At 37.8% G+C, this 19,520-nt stretch carries 18 protein-coding genes; 16 read left to right on the top strand and 2 right to left on the bottom strand.

Annotated features, from left to right (window positions below; genetic code table 11):
• From VFM92_RS15035 to VFM92_RS14965, 15 genes are all read left to right on the top strand, one after another.
• Positions 1–435 carry a hypothetical protein gene (locus tag VFM92_RS15035; protein ID WP_325123051.1) on the top strand — a complete coding sequence of 145 codons (435 nt, stop codon included), beginning with the start codon at positions 1–3 and terminating at the stop codon, positions 433–435.
• Entirely contained in the window at positions 432–1,922 is a 1,491-nt protein-coding gene (locus VFM92_RS15030; protein WP_325123050.1) for an AAA family ATPase, read from the top strand. Before VFM92_RS15035 ends, VFM92_RS15030 begins: the two co-directional genes overlap by 4 nt.
• A gap of 3 nt (positions 1,923–1,925) precedes the next feature.
• Positions 1,926–2,531 (top strand): retron system putative HNH endonuclease, encoded by a 606-nt coding sequence (locus tag VFM92_RS15025; RefSeq protein WP_325123049.1) that lies wholly within the window; start codon positions 1,926–1,928, stop codon positions 2,529–2,531.
• Positions 2,532–2,536: 5 nt separating this feature from the next.
• Positions 2,537–3,580 carry a virulence RhuM family protein gene (locus VFM92_RS15020; RefSeq protein WP_325123048.1) on the top strand — a complete coding sequence of 348 codons (1,044 nt, stop codon included), beginning with the start codon at positions 2,537–2,539 and terminating at the stop codon, positions 3,578–3,580.
• A 6-nt stretch (positions 3,581–3,586) separates the two neighbouring features.
• Positions 3,587–5,686: a Piwi domain-containing protein gene (locus tag VFM92_RS15015; RefSeq protein ID WP_325123047.1), complete on the top strand. Its 2,100-nt coding sequence runs from the start codon at positions 3,587–3,589 to the stop codon at positions 5,684–5,686.
• Positions 5,686–6,096, top strand: coding sequence for a Fur family transcriptional regulator (locus VFM92_RS15010; RefSeq protein ID WP_325123046.1), 411 nt, complete (start codon positions 5,686–5,688; stop codon positions 6,094–6,096). The genes VFM92_RS15015 and VFM92_RS15010 overlap by 1 nt, the downstream gene beginning before the upstream one ends.
• Before the next feature lie 68 nt (positions 6,097–6,164).
• Positions 6,165–8,354 (top strand): TonB-dependent receptor, encoded by a 2,190-nt coding sequence (locus tag VFM92_RS15005; protein ID WP_325123045.1) that lies wholly within the window; start codon positions 6,165–6,167, stop codon positions 8,352–8,354.
• A 15-nt stretch (positions 8,355–8,369) separates the two neighbouring features.
• Positions 8,370–9,167, top strand: coding sequence for a cation transporter (locus VFM92_RS15000; RefSeq protein ID WP_325123044.1), 798 nt, complete (start codon positions 8,370–8,372; stop codon positions 9,165–9,167).
• Positions 9,168–10,203: 1,036 nt separating this feature from the next.
• The gene (locus tag VFM92_RS14995) at positions 10,204–10,572 is read left to right on the top strand and encodes an ArsR/SmtB family transcription factor (protein WP_053224309.1); all 369 of its coding nucleotides are present in this window, start codon (positions 10,204–10,206) and stop codon (positions 10,570–10,572) included.
• On the top strand, positions 10,569–11,177 hold the full coding sequence (merTP, locus tag VFM92_RS14990; protein ID WP_053224310.1) for a mercuric transport protein MerTP: 609 nt from the start codon (positions 10,569–10,571) through the stop codon (positions 11,175–11,177). Before VFM92_RS14995 ends, merTP begins: the two co-directional genes overlap by 4 nt.
• Entirely contained in the window at positions 11,174–11,392 is a 219-nt protein-coding gene (locus VFM92_RS14985; RefSeq protein WP_325123043.1) for a GDCCVxC domain-containing (seleno)protein, read from the top strand. The genes merTP and VFM92_RS14985 overlap by 4 nt, the downstream gene beginning before the upstream one ends.
• Before the next feature lie 612 nt (positions 11,393–12,004).
• The gene (locus VFM92_RS14980) at positions 12,005–12,439 is read left to right on the top strand and encodes a DUF6943 family protein (protein WP_325123042.1); all 435 of its coding nucleotides are present in this window, start codon (positions 12,005–12,007) and stop codon (positions 12,437–12,439) included.
• 178 nt (positions 12,440–12,617) lie between these two features.
• Positions 12,618–13,259: a DUF6266 family protein gene (locus VFM92_RS14975; protein ID WP_053224313.1), complete on the top strand. Its 642-nt coding sequence runs from the start codon at positions 12,618–12,620 to the stop codon at positions 13,257–13,259.
• A gap of 474 nt (positions 13,260–13,733) precedes the next feature.
• The gene (locus VFM92_RS14970) at positions 13,734–14,108 is read left to right on the top strand and encodes a BlaI/MecI/CopY family transcriptional regulator (RefSeq protein ID WP_325123041.1); all 375 of its coding nucleotides are present in this window, start codon (positions 13,734–13,736) and stop codon (positions 14,106–14,108) included.
• A gap of 172 nt (positions 14,109–14,280) precedes the next feature.
• The gene (locus VFM92_RS14965; protein WP_325123040.1) at positions 14,281–15,486 is read left to right on the top strand and encodes a M56 family metallopeptidase; all 1,206 of its coding nucleotides are present in this window, start codon (positions 14,281–14,283) and stop codon (positions 15,484–15,486) included.
• Between the two features lie 223 nt (positions 15,487–15,709).
• Here the strand turns inward: VFM92_RS14965 and VFM92_RS14960 are convergent, their stop codons facing one another.
• Both VFM92_RS14960 and VFM92_RS14955 read right to left on the bottom strand, forming a co-directional pair.
• Positions 15,710–16,687, bottom strand: a complete 978-nt coding sequence (locus VFM92_RS14960) for an endonuclease/exonuclease/phosphatase family protein (protein ID WP_325123039.1) — start codon at positions 16,685–16,687, stop codon at positions 15,710–15,712.
• 132 nt (positions 16,688–16,819) lie between these two features.
• Positions 16,820–17,668: an agmatine deiminase family protein gene (locus VFM92_RS14955; protein WP_325123038.1), complete on the bottom strand. Its 849-nt coding sequence runs from the start codon at positions 17,666–17,668 to the stop codon at positions 16,820–16,822.
• 415 nt (positions 17,669–18,083) lie between these two features.
• On the opposite strand from VFM92_RS14955, the gene VFM92_RS14950 reads away from it, so the two are divergent.
• Positions 18,084–19,454, top strand: a complete 1,371-nt coding sequence (locus VFM92_RS14950; RefSeq protein ID WP_325123037.1) for an MATE family efflux transporter — start codon at positions 18,084–18,086, stop codon at positions 19,452–19,454.
• The last annotated feature ends 66 nt before the right edge of the window (positions 19,455–19,520 follow it).

The raw sequence follows: 19,520 nt of genomic DNA, 5'->3' as shown, positions 1-19,520 counted from the left end.
ATGAAAAAATCAGTAATTGCCACATACGGGCCATCGAGTCAGGGCAAATCGAAAACGGTTCTTGAAACAGCTAATTTATTGTTAGCAGGTTTTCCAAACCACACACTTCAAGCAATTAACACAGGTGCAGATATTACTTATATCGTTGAAATCAATGGAATAAAAATCGGAATAGAAAGCCAGGGAGATCCGAATAGCAGAATGTTTCAGAGTCTTCAAACATTCGTAGCTCAGGGATGTGATATTATCATTTGTTCGTGCCGTTCCAGAGGTGCTACGGCAGGTGCGGTAGAAGATTTACACCGCCATCATCAATACGAAATCATTTGGTCAACCAATCACCGCTCATGGCATAAAAACCAAATGCAATTGAATCAAATAGCTGCCAGTGAAATTCTGGAATTAATCAAACTAATTATGAATGGACAGTTATGAGAATACATCACTTATATATCAAGGAATTTAAATCATTAAAGGACTTTACAATTAACTTTAATGAACCTGTTTCACTCTTTATAGGCAAGAATGGTTCGGGTAAATCTACACTCTTGGAAGCCATTGCTTGGATATTTCGCTCGGCTCACCTCACTTATGTTGAGGAAAAACAGGAAAACACACCATTTGATTTTGAAATCACTTATGAACTTAGAATTGAAAAAGTGCTATCAGAGTCCAGCACTTTCAGTGAAACAGCTACCGACTACATTGGTGTTACCTTAAAAGGCGATAGAAAAAACAAAAAATTCTGGTCAATCGATACAGATAATAACGCCTATAGTATTGATGATCTCATTAAAAGACATACGATAGAAAAGCTGTTACCATCAAACTTGGTAATCTATTATGCAGGATGGTTTGAGTCAATGGAATTTATCTGCAGCGAACACGAAAAGATATACAAGGAAAGACTACTTGAAGCCAAAACCGATTCAGATATTACTACCTCTTCTGAGGAGTTATATTCAAGAATTGGAGCTTTACCATTGATGTATATCGAAAAGCATCATTTCGAAATCCTACTGGCTTCGCTTTATTCTTTTGAGTTCAATGATCGTGTGGATCGCTTTTTTGCTGAAGATCTCAAAATCACTAAGCCCGATAAGAACCCACTAGCCTTGTTTGTCAAAAAGAGACAATGGAAATCAGGAGCTGGTGCGGATGAATTTTGGGGAGCTAAAGGACTTCTGAGAGGCTTTCTTGATGTAGTGAGAAGGTTTGCATACAATGAGACCGCAAACTACATGGATGAAGATCAAATTTTATTCAATTTCCATATCCATGACTGGTACGCATTGAGAGAATTTTATGGAGAAGAAAAAAAGTTGTTTTACCTGCTTCACATGCTTCATGCATCGGAAATGCTTGGAGGAATACAAATCTTCATGGATTTGCCAGAAATTGCAATTTCCCACCATGATTTAAGCGAGGGACAGCAACAACTTATTACCATTAAAGCTATCAATGAACTCCTTGTAGACGAAAACTCTCTTTTGCTTCTTGATGAACCAGATACTTACCTGCATCCACAGTGGCAAAGTAGTTTTCTGAAAGGAATTTATGAGGTAATTGATTTGTACAAAGCTTTATCGATTCCGCCTCCCCAATTTATTATAGCATCTCATTCAACAATAATGCTATCCAATCTTTCAAGTGGTGACTTATTCAAAATGAGCGAAGGCAAGGCAGTTCCAATAGATAAAGGATACTACGGTCGTGAGTATGGATTTAATCTTTCTGCCATTATGGGGGGCAATGAGAGAGTTCCTGAAGTACAGGAAGAAATTGACACATTATTTGAACTCATCGACAGTGAACAGTTCGAAAAAGCTATTAAAGTGCTGGAAGACTTAAAGCAAAAGCATACAGATGATCCAGAATTGACCCGTGCAGAAACAATGTTGGCTTTTTTAAAAGGTGAATGAGTGATGAAGTTTATTGTCAAAGGAAATGAGCCAGCGGCATGGAAAGCTTATAGAGAAACGTCAGGAGTTGATTTTGACGCAATCCCTGAATTGAAGGAAGCATTGCTAAGTGATCAAGGGTATATATGCTGCTATTGTATGAATGGAATTAAAGAGGAAAATATGAAGGTAGAGCACTATAAACCGAGAAGTACTTACCCTGCTTTAAAAATGGAATACACTAATCTTTTTGCGGCTTGCAAAGGAGATTTTTGTACGGATAAGCATTGTGATACCAAAAAGGAAAACACTGAATTAAGCATTCATCCAGCTGATCCGAGAAACAACTGCGAAGCAATTATTGGATATAGCACTAATGGTAAATTGACATATCCAGATAAGTATAAAGTAGACATAGAAGAAACACTTAACCTGAACAATTCGGTGTTGATTTCAAATAGAAAAGGAGCATTATATGGTGCTGCTTTAGCATTAAAAAAGATTGGTTACAAGAGCATTAGCATTAAAAAATTAATTGATCAATACAAAACTAAAAGTCCTGAAGGTAAATTTCAACCTTACTGTAACACGGTTCTATGGCTTTTAAATAAAAAATTAAGTGCCAATTAACAAATATGGAAAACAGTCTTACACCAAATCAAAGTGAATTTTTGCTCTATGTCTCCCAAAGTGGAGATATAAAGGTAGATGTATTGCTACATGATGAAACCGTATGGCTCACCCAAAAAGGTATGCAGGAGTTGTTTGAAAAAGCAAAATCCACCATATCAGAGCATATCAAAAATGTATTTGAAGAAGGTGAATTGGATGAAAAAGTGGTTGTTCGGGATTTCCGAACTACCAGTCCGCATGGAGCCATAGAGGGTAAAACTCAGGAAAATACGGTTAAGTATTACAATCTGGACGTCATTATTTCGGTAGGCTATAGGGTAAAATCTCAAAGGGGTACACAATTCCGTATTTGGGCTACCAAAGTACTTCGGGAGTACATTATAAAAGGCTTTGCCATGGACGACCAGCGTCTCAAGCAAGGTTCAGCACTCTTTGGTAAAGATTACTTTGATGAATTACTGGAACGTATCCGTGAGATACGAGCCAGTGAAAGACGCTTCTACCAGAAAATAACTGACATATACGCTCAATGCAGCATAGACTATGACCCTAAGGCAGAGATTACCCAAACTTTTTACAAAACGGTACAAAACAAACTCCATTGGGCTATCACAGGCCATACAGCAGCCGAAATTATCAAGGAAAGAGCCAATGCAGCTAAACCTTTTATGGGTTTAACTACATGGAAAAATGCCCCCCAAGGTAAAATCCTAAAAACAGATGTTTCGGTAGCTAAAAACTACCTGAACGAAAAAGAGATCCGGGACCTCAACCGAATAGTGACCATGTACCTCGACTTTGCCGAGCTACAAGCCGAACGGCAAGTTCCAATGAAAATGACAGATTGGGTAGCTCGTTTAGATGCATTCCTTCAATTCAATGAGTACAATGTATTGAAAGACGCAGGTAAAATTTCAGCCACCATTGCCAAGCAATTAGCTGAAAAGGAATATAACAAATTCAGAGTAGTTCAGGACAAGAATTTTGAATCCGACTTTGATAAGGAAGTAAAGCGAATCACTAAAAAGGGAAAAAACAAAAAATGATGTAAAATGCCTAAGCACTGTTTCAACATACTAACATTCAATCATCCGAGCAATTCGCTCACCTTCTATTTTTCGGATAAAGAGGAAGAAGGAACCACACGCATATTCCATGAATTGGTTCCTGATGAGGTCATTGATAAGTATGGGAAGCAAGAGCATTACTACACTTCGTTTTGCCAAGAAAAAGAAGGATTCATTCCGGTCACTAAGCCAACCATACCAACCTATGAGAAAATCACTACCGAAGAAGGAATTGAGAAAACCGTTCCGGTTTCCAATTCCGCATTGTCTTCATCTATTCTCAAACGCTACTACAATTCATTAATCCATAACCATTTCAAAACTAAGGGCTGTTTGGTCAAACCTAATTTTGTAAGCGATACAGAAGTTTGGTTGCCAAGCGATACACAAGACAAAGAAGGGATATACAAAACCTTTGACCGTTTCTCTTTGAGAGTGCAGTTCAGGACAGTTTCAAACAGCCTTGAATTACTGGTCACATTTGAAGGCAAGTCAAAGATTTTTAAAACCCCTGTATCAGAACTTTTTGAAGAAGTACCTGTAAGGGCATTCAATTGGGTGGTCTATGAAAAAGGACTACACCGCTTTGATGAATTGCCGGATGATGGTAAAAGAAATTACGACAAGGTTTATCCTGTTTGGAATTTTGAAATAAGGGATGCTTTGCACCAGGAAACAGAAGCCCCGGACAAGACGAACAAATACAGGAAGTTCAAAACGGCCATTGATAAATTTTACAGAGAGCAGCTTAATACAGCAGAGTTCAAAGCTATCATTCCGCTATCCTCCAAGGGGTTTATTCTTGTAGATGAAGTCCGAATTGGCTCAATTGAAAAGTCCAGCAACAAACTGGTATTTGGAAATCAAAAGCTGCACCATGTACCGTACTATGGTATTACTGAAAATGGCCCTTTCGAGTTAAGCCCATCATCTAAGATTCATTTCTTTTTCATTCTCCATGAAGATGATAGAGAAGTAGCAGCCAAGATTCACAACTACTTTAATGGCAAACTCAATGGCTTTAGGGGTCTATCAAAGTTCATTCATACACCGTATCATCCAGATAAAGAACTCGCAATCTATTTTAAAGACAGGGATAACCCTTGGCCAGAGCTGTACGAGCAAATCAACGACAAGGACTTTGATACCGACATTCAGCACATAGCTATTTACATTACCCCAATCAGCAAGAATGTTCCAGTTAAATCTCAGAGGTTGATTTACTACAAGCTGAAGGAGCTTCTACTAAAAAAAGGAGTTTCCTCTCAGGTAATAGATCCTGATAAAGTGAGTAGCAACGATAAGTATCATTTCAGCTTGCCAAACATCGCAATTGCCATTCTCGCAAAGCTCAATGGCACTCCGTGGAGGTTAGACACAAAGCTGAAGAATGAATTGATTGTTGGAGTTGGAGCATTCAAGCACACAGAAGTTGACATCCAATATATCGGCAGTGCTTTCAGTTTCTCCAATACAGGGAAATTCAACCGATTTGAATGCTTTCAGAAAGACCAAACAAAAGAGTTGGCAGGTTCAATTCTAAGAGCGGTTAAAGACTATGTGAATGTAAATACAGGAATCAGAAGGCTTGTAATTCACTTCTACAAAGACATGAGTAGAGAGGAAGTAGAACCGATTGAGAACGGCCTGAGAGAATTGGAATTGAACATTCCGGTATTCATTGTATCTATCAACAAAACAGAATCCTCTGATATTGTTGCCTTTGATTTGGACTGGAAAGATTTGATGCCTGTAAGTGGCACATTCATCAAATTAGGTTACAACAGGTTTTTATTGTTCAATAATACCAGGTATTCCGCATCGGAGTTCAATTTCAATGACGGGTTTTCATTTCCGGTAAAGCTCAAGATAAATTGCTCCAATCCCGAATTGGTTGATGATTACAAAACAGTAAAAGAGCTTATCGATCAGGTATATCAGTTTAGTCGCATGTACTGGAAATCAGTAAGACAACAAAATTTACCCGTAACAATCAAGTACCCTGAAATGGTGGCAGAAATGCTACCTTACTTTGAAGGCAACGAGATTCCTGATTACGGTAAAGACAATCTTTGGTTTTTATAATGGATAGAGCAGAAGAAATATTTCGAATAAAGAAGGTGAAGCCCACCGCAGTAAGGGTTGTAGTATTACGCCATTTATTGGAGCAGAACCAGGCACAATCACTTAAAGAAATAGAAGAATCATTAATTCAAACCGATAGAAGCTCCATATTTCGTACATTAAAAACCTTTGAACAACATAAAGTAATCCATAGTATCGAAGATGGTTCTGGCATGACAAAATATGCAGTATGTGTTGAAGGTTGCAATTGTGACCCGGAAGATCTCCACTATCACTTTTATTGCACATCATGTAATCTTACCTACTGCCTTTTGGATTATCCAATTCAGACTGTAAACCTTCCAAAAAATTTCAAAATGGAACAGGCCAATATGGTAATCAAAGGATTGTGCGATAAGTGCAACCGTTAACCTTTGCAATCGGGTTGCAGGCCCATTGCCCTACCTTTGTCTAAAATTCTGAGAAATAACAATCTGAAATGACAAAGATAATTTTATCATTAACCTTATTTACATTTTCAACCTCGCTTTTAATGGGGCAAAACATCACCCTAAGCATAAAGGTGCTGGATGAAAAAAACAAAGAAGAACTCATCGGTGCCACTATTTATATTCCAGAATTATCTAAAGGGACTGTTACAGATTTAGGTGGTCTTGGCATTTTTGAAAACATTCAGGAAGGCACTTACGGAATCGAAATTTCCTACATCGGGTTTGAAAAAATAACTGACACAATTACCGTGTCATCCACTTTAAACATCTTTACTTATTATTTAGATGAATCGGAAGCGAGTTTAAATGAAGTGGTAATTCAAGCCACACGTAGCACCCGTACTATTGCAAACATTCCAACACGAGTTGAATTTATCGGAGGGGAAGAATTGGAAGAAAAAGCGATAATGAATGCAACAAATATCTCTATGGTTTTAAGGGAAAGTACAGGCATTCAAATTCAGCAAACAAGTCTGAGCAGCGGAAACAGAAGTATAAGAATACAGGGTTTGGATGGAAGGTACACCCAATTATTACGTGATGGATTTCCCTTGTATGGTGGCTTTTCCGGTGGGTTAAGCATTATGCAAATACCACCCTTAGACCTTGCACAATTTGAAATCATAAAAGGTAGTGCATCCACTCTATATGGTGGGGGTGCAATAGCTGGTTTGGTAAATATGGTCTCCAAAAGCCCCCATGAAGAACCAAGTTTGGATATATTGTTGTCCCAAACCCATGTGGCAGGCAGCAATGGTAACGTATTCTACAGTAAAAGGGGCGAAAAATTCGGAGTTACTCTTTATGGAGCAGGCCACTACCATAGCCCATATAACCCGGACAGCGACAATTTCACTAATATTCCAAAAACCACTACACTATCCATCAATCCTAAAATATTTTATTACCCCTCAAAAAAATCAACATTATGGTTGGGTGTCAATGCCACACTGGACAAAAGAGAAGGCGGAGACATTGAAGTGGTACAGAATGAAATCGGAGGCATTCACCAGTATTTCGAGAAAAATGAATCCAATAGAATAAGTACCCAGGCAGCTTATGAGCTCTCACTAAGTGATGATCAGGATATTAACATTAAAAACAGTGTGTCATTTTTCGATCGATTATTAACAGTTCCCGGTTACACCTTTGATGGAAATCAAACAAATACTTTTACAGAAATATCGTATGCGAAAAGACACGACAAATCAGATTGGATTTTCGGTACCAATCTATATACCAACTCATTCGTAGAGAACAGGGATGTATTGCCAAGAGATCAGAGGGATATAACTTATGGCATATTTGGAAATAACACAACAGATTTATCTAATTCTCTGGCTCTCGAAACAGGTTTTAGGGGTGATTACTCTGTAGATTGGGGCTTTTTCGCTTTACCCCGTATTTCCCTTTTATGGAAGGTAAATCATAAATTCTCAACTCGCCTTGGTGGCGGATTAGGGTATAAAATTCCTGATCTGTTTACAGAAGAGGCGGCTACTTTACATTATCAGGATGTAATGCCAATAGATAAAAACTCTTTGGAAGCAGAAAAATCTTATGGTGTCAATCTGGATTTCAACTATCGAACTCCTTTATCAGACAATTTATTCCTTTCTGTTAATCAACTTTTTTATACCACCTATATTTCCAATGCATTGCTACTGGAATCCACTCCTACAGGTCAATATGCATATGGCAATGCACCGGAGAACATTCAGAGTTTAGGTAGTGAAACTAATTTGAAACTAAGTTTTAATGACTTTAGATGGTTCCTCAACTATGCCTTAATCGATACCAGGTTAAACTATCTACCCAATAGTCCGCAAAAACCATTAACCCCAAAACATAATGCTGGAACGGTCTTAATGTATGAAAATGAAAAATGGAGAGTTGGTTATGAGATATACTATACCGGAAAACAATATCTCTCAAATGGCATCCAAACATCTGATTATACAACAATGGGTTTATTAATACAAAGGCACTTTAAATGGGGCAGCCCTTACATCAACTTTGAAAATTTCACGGATAGAAGGCAAAGCAGATATTCCCCGGAAGTAACAGGCACGATACAAAATCCTGTTTTTCAGGAAATATATGCCCCGACAGATGGTTTTGTTTTTACCGTAGGTATCCTCATAAAGCCATTTGGTGGTGAGGAGGATGAAGATTAAAACAATAAAGAAGCTATGAAAAAGTCAGTTTATAGAATACCCCAAATGGATTGTGCATCCGAAGAACAGTTAATTAGGATGAAATTGGATGGCAAGAATGAAATTAAAAATCTTGATTTCGACATCCCCAAAAGAACACTGACAATAATTCATACCGGAGATAGCAAGGAGATTGATAAAGAACTTAAAGAATTAAATCTCGGATCTGAACTTGTTTCCATTACAGAAACAAATGATCCCGTAAATGTAGTAGAGACCAATAAAAAAGAAAGAAAAATGCTATGGGCAGTGCTCATCATCAACTTTGTCTTTTTTGTTGTTGAAATGTCATTCGGCTGGATTTCCAAGTCAATGGGTCTGGTAGCAGATTCATTAGACATGTTGGCAGATGCCTTAGTGTATGGATTAAGTCTTTTAGCCGTAGGAGCCGCCACAGTCCGTAAAAAACGAGTGGCTAAGATTAGTGGATATTTTCAAATAACGTTGGCATTATTTGGCTTAATTGAAGTCTTTAGACGGTTCTTAGGTATGGAATCACTTCCCGTATTTCAAACCATGATAGTTGTTTCATTATTAGCATTAGTTGCCAATTCCATTTCACTTTATTTAATTCAGAAATCCAAAAGTAAAGAAGCCCATATGCAGGCATCATCAATTTTTACCTCAAATGATATTGTCATAAATATTGGGGTAATAGTCGCTGGTGTTCTGGTTTACTTCACCCAAAGCAAGTATCCGGATTTAATAATTGGTATAATCATTTTTGGAATAGTAATTCGCGGAGCATTAAGAATATTAAAATTGGCAAAATAATAATCTTTAAGTACCCACCCTTGCCATGTGCTTCCAGTAGGTTCATTTCGTTCGTTCGTACCTCACTCTCTTCATTCACCCACTTCCAGCACCGCACAGCAAGAGTAGCCCGTTATTCCATTCCGCTGCGCTACATTCCATACCGTGCCACACTTGCTTTTCCCAACGCACCCCCCAACGCAGGTAAAGCGGTGTTCGTCAGTCGTTCCGTTTTGTTCCGCAAAAACATATCTGCAAGGGTAAAATGCACTCCCTACGGTCGCCCTTGCATATACCGTTCACTTACCAGTTCGTTTGCGCTCCAGTAGGTGCTCACTCACTGCCGTTCACTTGTTTTGCTTCACACACTCTCTCCTTCCTCACTCGCAGCTATTTCATCCCCCCAAACCCCTTCTAAGGTGTTCGCTACACTCACAATATTTTTAATTGGGGGTCTGCCGCTGCTTATTGTTTTTGCTCGCCTGCGGGTCGCTGCGGGCTGATCGGGCTGTCATGTTTTTTGCTTTCCCCAATGTGCTTTCAGTCGCTTCGTTTCAGTCATTCGTTCCTCATTCCTTCAACTCAGCCACTTTCAGCACCGCTCACAAGAATAGCTCTTTCACTTCACTACACGAGCCAACGCACCGTCATTCCGCAATCTGCCTGCAATCCCCCTCCAATGGGTTTGTACTGCAATCAAAAAATACAAACCCTACCAAAACTATTGCAGGCAGTTATTGCTCCATTCCTTTCCAACAATCGTTTCGTTCCGTTCAGTCGCTACCCTTGCCTTTGCCGACCCTGATGCAAAAAAACACGCCAGCCCTGCCGTAAACGGTAGGCGTCTGCCGCCCTCATTCTTCGGGCTTTTGCAGCCACCACCCTTGCTCCGCTCGCAGGCGGCTCGCAGAAATGACTTCGCCTGGGTTTACCTGCGTTCACACACCTATCGTAATGAAGCTTATCTCTGATTGATATATTTAAGTATTTGCTTAAATATTAAACTCTTTTTCCTTTCTTTGTATTTATTTAAGTAATCTCTTAAATACGATTCTATATGACGAAATCTTGTATTAGAGTTTATGCTGATGCACAACAGATCATCCAGTGTAAACAAGACATTGAAAAAGTAGAGAATACAATAAACCAAATAGCAAGAACACTTAATCTTGCTGGTAATGAAGTACGCCTAAAGATTCTGTTTCTATTGGAAAAGGAATCCAAAATGTGTCCATGTGATCTTAGCGATATTCTGGGCATGACAGTTCCTGCTATTTCTCAGCATTTGAGAAAGCTAAAAGATGCAGGTCTGGTTGAAACAAACAAAGTAGGTCAAACAATATTCTACTCTATTTCCGAATCCAACAACCTCATTCTGAATCCAATATTTGGGCTATTAACACCAGAAAAAGAATCAGCATTATGAAAAACAAGAAATCAAGCTCATTAGCAATGACAAGCGTATTGACGGCTATTAGTGCATCGCTTTGTTGCATTACACCAGTGTTGGCACTACTTGCAGGTTCAAGTGGAGTAGCTGCAACATTTTCTTGGTTAGAACCTTTTCGCCCTTGGTTGATTGGAATAACTGTAGTCGTTTTAGCATTTGCATGGTATCAGAAATTGAGGCCAAGAACGGAGGAAGAAATTGCCTGCGTTTGTGATGAAGAAAAGCCCTCTTTTTGGCAGTCAAAGAAATTCCTTGGTATAGTGACGGTATTTGCAGCGATCATGCTTGCATTCCCTTATTACTCAGATACTTTTTACCCCAAAACCAAACTATCAGAATCAGAAAATGTCAATTTCGAATCAACCTACGAAATCAATATTGTTGGAATGACCTGTACGGGATGCGAAGAACATGTAAAACTTGAAATTGGTAAGCTTCCTGGTATTTTAGGATTAGAGGTTTCTTATGAAAAAGCAAATGCAGTGGTAACGTTTGATGAATCTAAAACAGACATTGAGCAAGTAAAATCAGCTGTTAACAAAACAGGTTACAAAGTAGAATCGGTAAACAAATCAAAATGAGTGAAGTAGTCCTTAAATCAACAATTACTTGTCCTAAATGTGGACATGAGAAAGAAGAAACCATGCCTACAGATGCGTGTCAGTATTTCTATGAGTGCGAAAATTGTAAGGAAGTACTTAAACCCTTACAAGGTGATTGTTGCGTTTACTGCTCTTATGGTACAGTGGCATGCCCACCAATCCAAGAAGGTGGTAACAGTTCATGCTGTCGGTAAATCAGACAATAAATAACTCAAACATAAAGCAAAGTTACAGGCGTGCGGATGCGAGAGCTGCAAGGGTTCGCTTCGCCTGTTAGGAAAAAAAATCTCCACCCTACGGGTAGTATTTTTTTTCCACAGCCCTTGCTGCAATCGCACCGTCCTGTAGTGTGAGGGCATTATGTTTAAGTTATTATTCAGAGTCCGTTTCGGCAGCCGGTGGTTGTTGGCGGGCGTTCGCACCTCAGGTCTCCCGTTTCATGCAGGCATTCAGCGTTGTGGCATCACAGATTATACGCTGCGTGTTTTTTGGTTCGAGTTGTGCCTTTCAGAGCTTCCTTTTTAGGGGGCTCTTTTTTTTACTCGTTAAGGGAAAATTTTAAAAAGAGAAAAGCAAAGATAGGCGGGTTCGCACATGCCCATCGCACTTTCGGACAGTCAAGGTCAAGCCCTACGGGTTTTGAAAAAAATCTCCACCCTGCGGGTAGTATTTTTCTCAAAAACCTTGACAGCCGACCTCCGCCCGCCTTTTCAAGAGCTTTCTCTTTTCTTTTTTTCCCTTTTTTCTTTTCTCTTTTGAAAAAATGTATGCGAAGCGCAGCGAGCAAAACTTTAATGGCTCACTGTATGAAATCGTTTCGCATCAAAACACACCGACTGGAAAGCAGCTACCAACAGCCGCACTTCTTTATCCTGAATAAAGGATTGAACAGCGGGAAACCGCTCAACAACGCTTGCCCGAATTGCTTTGTTTGCCTCACCGACAACCAAGAGGACAGAGAATTTCTCTACTGGCTTTGCTTCGGATTATGGAAATCAAAATCCTTCCACTATTTCCTGAAAGGCTCTGTAATTCCTTTCGTCACCATTGGCGAAACTCGAAAACTAATCCGAGAAAGCTCAATCAAGGCAAGCAGCAAATCCCAGGCATTTGAAAAGGCAATTCAAGCCCTTCAACTACTCGATACCAACGAGCAAAAAATCAAAGTCACACTAAAGATGATTGATACTGCCAGACAAGCCATATTTTATGACTTGATGAAAGAAGCAGATGCAGGGTAACTTCCTGCCCTGCCAAAAAAACAGGGCGACAAAAGCAAAATAAAGCACACCACCGCAACAGCACCCAAGAGAGAACTACCGCCTAATTCTTGAAGTAATTTAGTTGGCGAAGGGCAAATCCATGGTAAGTCCGTGTCAAGTCCAAGCAAATGTTTAACTCCTTAAAAATCGTAAAGAGATGGGAAAAATTAATCAAGGTATTCTCGGTGGCGTATCAGGCCAAGTAGGGAATGTAATCGGTGGAACTTGGAAGGGCATCGATTACCTGCGCATCAAACCTTCCAGTGTAGCGAATCCAAGAACGGAAGGTCAGGTTGACCAGCGTTCGAAATTCTCAACTGTCCTAAGGTTCTTGCAGCCAATGACAGACTTCCTGAGAGTCGGTTTCAAGTTGTATGCAAACCGTATGACCCAATTCAATGCGGCTATGTCCTACAACCTGAACAATGCAGTTACTGGAGCTTATCCAAACTTCATGATTGACTATGCAAGTTCATTGGTTACTCGTGGTAACTTGACAGGTGCGGCCAACGGTGCAGCTACTTCTCCAAGTGCTGGAAACGTAGAAGCAACCTGGACAGACAACTCAGGAAGCGGAAGTGCTCAAGCAACAGACAAAGCTCTGATTGTCCTTTTGAACACTACCCGAGGAGAAGCAGTGTTCACCACTGCGGGACCAGCAAGGTCTGCTGGATCAGCGACCATTCCAGTGCCTTCTGAGTACTCAGGAGAAGACGTTGAAGTCTTCTTAGGTTTTGTATCAGAAGACGGAACTAAAGTCGCCAACAGCGTTTATTTAGGCTCTGTAACAGTTGCGTAAAGCGATTGGTGTTTTCCTTGAAAACCGCTTCCTTTGTGGAGCGGTTTTTTTATGCCCGTACCCCTCGATTTTTCCTTTATTATCGCTTAGTTTGACATTCCTAAGCGTTTTTTGTTGCTAATGCGTTTCTACACTTTTAGCAACATACTGATTTACAGTAATTTAAAAGCATTTAAAATATTTTGTATTGGGAAGTAAAATTATATCTAATAAATATTCTGCAACATTTTAAAGTTTGAATCACACAAACCACCTTCAAATCTATTTGGGCTATTATTTTAATAGATTAGATTATCTAAATACAAATTCCGCTAATTGACTTTATTTATATTCTCGCTATCAAATAATTAATTTCTTTTATCACCGCTTTTGAAAGCTGCCTGTTATCTTAAAAAAACAGGAAAATAAATCAAACATTTTGAAAAACCGAATTTACATTCTATGTTTGTAGAACAATGTATCAAAACATAGAACATGAAGCTATCTGAAACCGAAGAAAAACTGATGGAGTTGATTTGGCAACACAAAAAGGTGTTTATGAAAGAGCTTATTGAGCTCCATTCGGAACCTAAACCTGCTAAAACTACAATTGCTACATTACTTAAGCGCATGCAGGAGAAAAAATTTGTGGGATATACAGTATTTGGAAATTCTAGGCAATACTTTCCCTTGGTTGATAGACAAGCCTATTTTTCAAACAGAATTGGCAAAATCATTAAAAACTATTTTGATGATTCTGCCCTTAAGTTTGCTTCCTTTTTCGCCACTTCGGGAAAAATGACATATGAGGAACTAGACCAATTAAAAAAAATGATTGATGATAAAATGAAAGAACAGAAAAATGATTGACTATTTAATTGACTTTACGCTTTGTTCCTCGCTCTTCTTTATAGCATATCTCTTGTTATTACAGAACGAAAGAATGCATAAGTTTAATCGGTTTTATCTGCTCTTTAGTTTAGTCCTTTCATTGCTGATACCGACTTTAAGCTTAGGTACCGACATTATAATAGTGAATAAAATGGATTCGTATTTATATGCTGAAGGAGGAATATCGACCGAATCCACAAAAATCATAACAGAAAAACAAACTCAAAATATTTCACTATCCAGTATTTTATTTTATTCCTATTTCCTAGTATCTACTTTGCTCATTTTACGATTCATATTCCTCAATTTGCTCATTTTTAGAAAAGTTATAAGTGGGGAAGTAATTAACCTAGGAAAAGGGAAAATTATCTTAAATAACGATACACATTCTCCTCATAGTTATTTGAACTATATTTTCATAAATAAGTCAGATTACAACAAAGGAATTGAAGATGGAATTTTGCAGCATGAAATTGCACATGTTTCTCAAAGACACACCTTAGATATTCTCTTTATAGAATTATTGATAGCACTATTTTGGTGTAACCCAGCACTTTATTTCTACAGAAGTGCAATCCGTTTAAATCATGAATTTTTGGCGGATAGGGCAGTAATTAAAAATTCTAAAGATTTGCCTAAGTATTTGGACTTAGTTGTAAATCAAATATTTCATGCCAACAGATTTCATGCACGTAAAACTTTAACGAGCTCTTTTAACTATTTTAAAACTAAAAAAAGAATAATTATGATGACCAAGAAATATAATAAAACCAGCATTCAACTAAAGCAACTTGCTATTGTACCCATAATTATCCTTGCCATATTGCTATTTGGTAAAACTACATTGGCTCAAGAAGGAAATGAAAACAAGAAGGCAAACAATGATGCAAAAAGCCAGGAAATAACCCCTGATCAGGATTTACAATTATCTTTCGATGAAATAATGGATAAATATGTTAGCGTAAATGAAGATGGGATGTTAAGGGTAAATATGAGCATGGATAAGTCAGATAAAGAAGAGCTAAAATCAATTTATTTGAAGATGTCTGCTCAACAACAGGCTATGCAAAAGATTAAGTTTGCCAGTAGAAAATATGATAAAAATACTCCTTCCAATGAGAATTTGGATCAATGGAAAGATTCAGATAAGTATGGCGTTTGGATTGATAGTAAAAGAATCGAAAATGCTGAATTGTCAAAGTATTCTAATGCCGATTTCTCAGATTTCTTTGTCAGTAAATTAGCTAAAAATGCAAAAAATTACGGTAAACATACTTTTCAAGTTGATTTAACATCAAATGAACTTTTTGAAAAACGCAACGGTAGTCAATCACTGATTATGATGCCCAATAATTGAAGAAACTAGTTTAGCTTTATGATTTTTTAAATCAGTTAAGAGTCAAAAACATTAGAACATACCACCAACCTCAGAAGACGCTCAGGTGAAAGACTTGTTTTGGCTATTTATTTCAATGGCCGATAAAAGCTTAAATTCTTCACTATAAAATTTGATAAATGAGCCCGAACTAGATTCGGGCTTTTTTTGATCCATCTAAAATGAATTAATTTAGATCTATAACTTACTTCTTTTCAGAAGCTATAAAGTCAGCTATTACAGGTAAATGGTCACTTACTTTACGCATCTCTTTGATAGTGAGTAGGGTTGGAACCTTCACGGATCCTTTTATCAATTCAGGTGCCATATTATCATTGACCAATAAATAATCGAGTCTGCGTTTTGGATCATCAGCAGTATGTGTCATCACCTCAGCAGGAAGAGGGTCAATAAAGGAAATCCCTTCCACCTTTTCTTTAAACGACTGAATTTCTTGACTATCAGGGTAGCTATTTAAGTCACCAGCCACTACAATATTAGCAGTATTATGCTCCTTGTAAATACGTGCATATTGCTCCTTCAAAAGTGAAATCTGTCCAAGACGCATGGATTCATCGCGCTTTCCTCTACCAGCTTTAAGATGCGCTCCTGTAAGATAGAAATTATAATCCTTATCAGCTATTACTTCAATCGTCCATAATCTTGTATTGATTTTGCTTTGTGTTTCATACTGTTCTTCTCCTTCCTTATCGGTAAAAGTCACGGGTGAATGCACTGAACCATAACTGTACAAAACACCTAGCGGCAGACGACTCATCACTACTACATTCTGATACCAGTTAATACTTGCTGCATCAGCGAAGAAACTATAATTCAATTCAGGAAATAAATCTTCAGATAATTTCTTAGCTAACTGTATGTGCTCAATTTCCTGCAAAACTACCACATCAGCATCTGCTTTTTTTAAAGCCTTAGCGAATAATTTTATTTTCTCTTGGAAGACTATGGAGTCAGGATTATTTTCTCTTTTATTATTCACATAGGGGTTATCATAAAGATCTACAAAATGTTCTACATTCCAGGTCATCACTCGAAATGTGTCTGAAGTCATCGCTTTATAGTCTTCAGGATAAACCTGAGCTTCTGTTAAGAAAGACCTATCAGTTGGTTTGCAGGAAAACGCCAAAATGATTAGTAATATGAAGCCGAATGGATTTTTCATATGAATTTTTTCTGCAAATAAGCTAGAATAATAATGAATACCAAAAAACAATAAGTTATCAAATTATGAAGAAGAAAAAGTCAAAATGATGAAGGTAAAATATTTGTTAGAAAGTGGTTTTTAAGTTTTATTTCACTCCTTCAAACACCAACTAATGCAGTTCATCAAACCACCATCTATTCCTATGGCGTCAATGTTGATCGGAATGATTTTCCTTTCAGGAAATGTTTTACGTACAATTTCTAATGCTTCCTTATTTTTCTGTTTAGGGTGGTCAAAAATAGGAAATAAAATAACATCTGCTATTTCCAGATAATTCACATAAATCCCAATGGCAGAAAAGTGATTTTGTCTGTCATCTTCAAAAAAGGGCATATCAATATATTGGAATTGGTGCTTTTCTAGCATTTGCTCGATGCTTTCTCTAATCGGCTTGTATTCTTCGCTTAATCGATTTCCGATTAGGGTATTTTCATTGACGAATCGAAGCATGCCGTCAGCATGACCCGTCATGTCATGCTTTTCTGTATGCGATTTAATGACAATAACCTCAGTTTGCAAGTCTTCAGCTATTCTTCTGAACAGCAATTCATGGTTGTTTTGGTAAGTATGATTTTCGATGATTACTCGATCTGTGATAATGACTTTGTCTTTCCATTTTACCACGTTTCCACCATCTAGATTAATATGGTGTTCTGAAAAAGCAGTTCGCAGTTTATTAGCTTTTATTAGTTTATTGGGAGTTGACCATTTAGCTCTGGGTTCGTAACTGGGTTGATAACGAAATTTCACCAATCTCTTTTCAGCAGTTTGAATCGGCATATAATCTCTGGCCCATTCGTCTTTAGTGCCTTTTAATAATTTCACCTTGATATAATGAAAAGGAGCAAGAGCATCGGAAATTTGCTTGAATTCCTCAGGGAAATTCTCTTTTAACTTCTCAGAGAAGTAAACGGTATTGCACTCTGTATCTAAAATCATCTTGTCGAAAGTATAAATATAATTTTTCAATCACTAATAACCTGAGTTCGATTAATAGAATTACCGTCCCGGTAAAAACCGGGTAAGCTATGCCGGAAAATTATGACTTAATTTTTCAAAAATCTTAATTTATACTGTATCTCTCGAAAATTGCCATTTTGAGCCTGTTTTGCAGGAATTTAAAGTCGAACTTAGGTTATTAAGTATCCATTTTCAGTTATCGTAACTTCTTATTTATTCTTTTAGGAGCATATTTTAAAAGCATAGAAATATAATTAATTTAAATATTCTTCACGACATAACAATGAATAGCGGTAAGATGGATTTAAGAGTGAAAATATCCATAGAAAAGGAAATGGGCACGAACACCTTACATTTGTTTTAACTCCACATCATTAATCCCGTATCTTTGAAGATGGCAAAAGCAAAGAAATATACAGAAGGAAAGATTTTGAATTCTCTGGTTAGTCTGGCTTTTCCAATCATTATGGCTAATGTATTGCAAACTGCCTATCAATTAATCGATACTTTTTGGTTAGGTCGATTAGGTGCGAATGCAGTGGCTGCTGTAAGTTTAAGTTTTCCCATTTTGTTTTTAGTTTTATCGTTGGGAGGAGGGTTGACCTTAGCAGGAACAGTATTGGTTTCCCAACATAAAGGAGCTGAAAATCAAGTAAAAGTAAATTACGCTTCATCCCAAACTGTTTTTGTCATCTTTTTCATTTCCATTTTATTAGCTGCAGTCGGGTATTTTTCTGCTGAACCTTTGATGAAAATTGTAGGGGCGGGTCCTGAAATTTTGAAAGAGTCTATAAGTTACTTTCAAGTTTCGTCCTTTGGTTTTGTATTCCTTTTTATGTTTTTCGTTTTCCAATCGCTCATGCGCGGGATTGGAAATGTTTATCTTCCGATGTTTATTGTTTTAGGTACTGTGTTTTTAAACCTGGTTTTAGATCCATTATTTATATTCGGTTGGGGACCAATTGAAGGAAATGGAGTAGCGGGCGCAGCTATTGCCAGTGTTTTTACGCAAGGTATTTCTGCCGTTATTGGTATGGTCATTCTTTTTAAAGGGAAGAGAGGAATCAAAATTAAGTTTTCCCATATGAAGTGGGATTTCCCCTGGGTGAAAAAATTATTTGAATTAGGTATTCCATCAAGTTTAGACCAGTCGAGCCGAGCAGCGGGCATGACGTTCATGATTATGCTGGTGACCAGCTTTGGGAATGAGGTAGTGGCTGCTTATGGGGTAGGAGCAAGAATTTTGAGTTTAGTAGTGGTACCTGCCTTGGGTTTTGCCATTGCCACCACGAGTTTGGTAGGACAAAATATTGGAGCCAATAAACTCAAAAGAGCTGAGAAGATAGGCGATTTAAGTAATAAAATCGGATTTTTTGGTCTGACGGGAATTGGTATTTTGTTATTTATTTTTGCTGAACCCATCACGGCTTTTTTCATTCCGAACGATCCAACCGTAATTAAAAATGGAGCATTATTTATTAAAATAATGGCGCCAAGTTTCGGTTTACTGGGAGTTCAGCAGATTTTAAATGGTGTATTTAATGGGGCAGGATTTACACAAGCCTCTATGTTGATATCTATATTTAGCTTATGGATCGTCCGTTTTCCTACAGCGTTTATGTTATCTGAAAAAACCACTTTAGGATTTGAAGGAATTTGGTGGGCTTTCCCTATTTCTAATCTTTTAGCAGCCATTTTAGCCTTTACATATTACAAAATGGGCTACTGGAAATTGAGAGTGATTAAGAAAAGGCACGAACTTTAAGACAATAGACAATAGACAAATTTCAAAAATACGTCCTCCTGTTCACAACATTATTTCCTTTTATTA

Origin of the sequence: Marivirga sp. (genome assembly GCF_035704835.1) — a bacterium.
Lineage (GTDB): Bacteria > Bacteroidota > Bacteroidia > Cytophagales > Cyclobacteriaceae > Marivirga.
The sequence above is the reverse complement of the archived record's forward strand: the minus strand, read 5'-3'. Positions and strand labels throughout refer to the sequence as shown.

What these genes read in the sequence shown, in the direction of transcription:
- VFM92_RS15035 (WP_325123051.1), top strand. Translation starts at nt 1, where the DNA reads ATGAAAAAATCAGTAATTGCCACATACGGGCCATCGAGTCAGGGCAAA.
- VFM92_RS15030 (WP_325123050.1), top strand. Translation starts at nt 432, where the DNA reads ATGAGAATACATCACTTATATATCAAGGAATTTAAATCATTAAAGGAC.
- VFM92_RS15025 (WP_325123049.1), top strand. Translation starts at nt 1,926, where the DNA reads ATGAAGTTTATTGTCAAAGGAAATGAGCCAGCGGCATGGAAAGCTTAT.
- VFM92_RS15020 (WP_325123048.1), top strand. Translation starts at nt 2,537, where the DNA reads ATGGAAAACAGTCTTACACCAAATCAAAGTGAATTTTTGCTCTATGTC.
- VFM92_RS15015 (WP_325123047.1), top strand. Translation starts at nt 3,587, where the DNA reads ATGCCTAAGCACTGTTTCAACATACTAACATTCAATCATCCGAGCAAT.
- VFM92_RS15010 (WP_325123046.1), top strand. Translation starts at nt 5,686, where the DNA reads ATGGATAGAGCAGAAGAAATATTTCGAATAAAGAAGGTGAAGCCCACC.
- VFM92_RS15005 (WP_325123045.1), top strand. Translation starts at nt 6,165, where the DNA reads ATGACAAAGATAATTTTATCATTAACCTTATTTACATTTTCAACCTCG.
- VFM92_RS15000 (WP_325123044.1), top strand. Translation starts at nt 8,370, where the DNA reads ATGAAAAAGTCAGTTTATAGAATACCCCAAATGGATTGTGCATCCGAA.
- VFM92_RS14995 (WP_053224309.1), top strand. Translation starts at nt 10,204, where the DNA reads ATGACGAAATCTTGTATTAGAGTTTATGCTGATGCACAACAGATCATC.
- merTP (WP_053224310.1), top strand. Translation starts at nt 10,569, where the DNA reads ATGAAAAACAAGAAATCAAGCTCATTAGCAATGACAAGCGTATTGACG.
- VFM92_RS14985 (WP_325123043.1), top strand. Translation starts at nt 11,174, where the DNA reads ATGAGTGAAGTAGTCCTTAAATCAACAATTACTTGTCCTAAATGTGGA.
- VFM92_RS14980 (WP_325123042.1), top strand. Translation starts at nt 12,005, where the DNA reads ATGAAATCGTTTCGCATCAAAACACACCGACTGGAAAGCAGCTACCAA.
- VFM92_RS14975 (WP_053224313.1), top strand. Translation starts at nt 12,618, where the DNA reads ATGGGAAAAATTAATCAAGGTATTCTCGGTGGCGTATCAGGCCAAGTA.
- VFM92_RS14970 (WP_325123041.1), top strand. Translation starts at nt 13,734, where the DNA reads ATGAAGCTATCTGAAACCGAAGAAAAACTGATGGAGTTGATTTGGCAA.
- VFM92_RS14965 (WP_325123040.1), top strand. Translation starts at nt 14,281, where the DNA reads ATGGATTCGTATTTATATGCTGAAGGAGGAATATCGACCGAATCCACA.
- VFM92_RS14960 (WP_325123039.1), bottom strand. Translation starts at nt 16,687, where the DNA reads ATGAAAAATCCATTCGGCTTCATATTACTAATCATTTTGGCGTTTTCC.
- VFM92_RS14955 (WP_325123038.1), bottom strand. Translation starts at nt 17,668, where the DNA reads ATGATTTTAGATACAGAGTGCAATACCGTTTACTTCTCTGAGAAGTTA.
- VFM92_RS14950 (WP_325123037.1), top strand. Translation starts at nt 18,084, where the DNA reads ATGGCAAAAGCAAAGAAATATACAGAAGGAAAGATTTTGAATTCTCTG.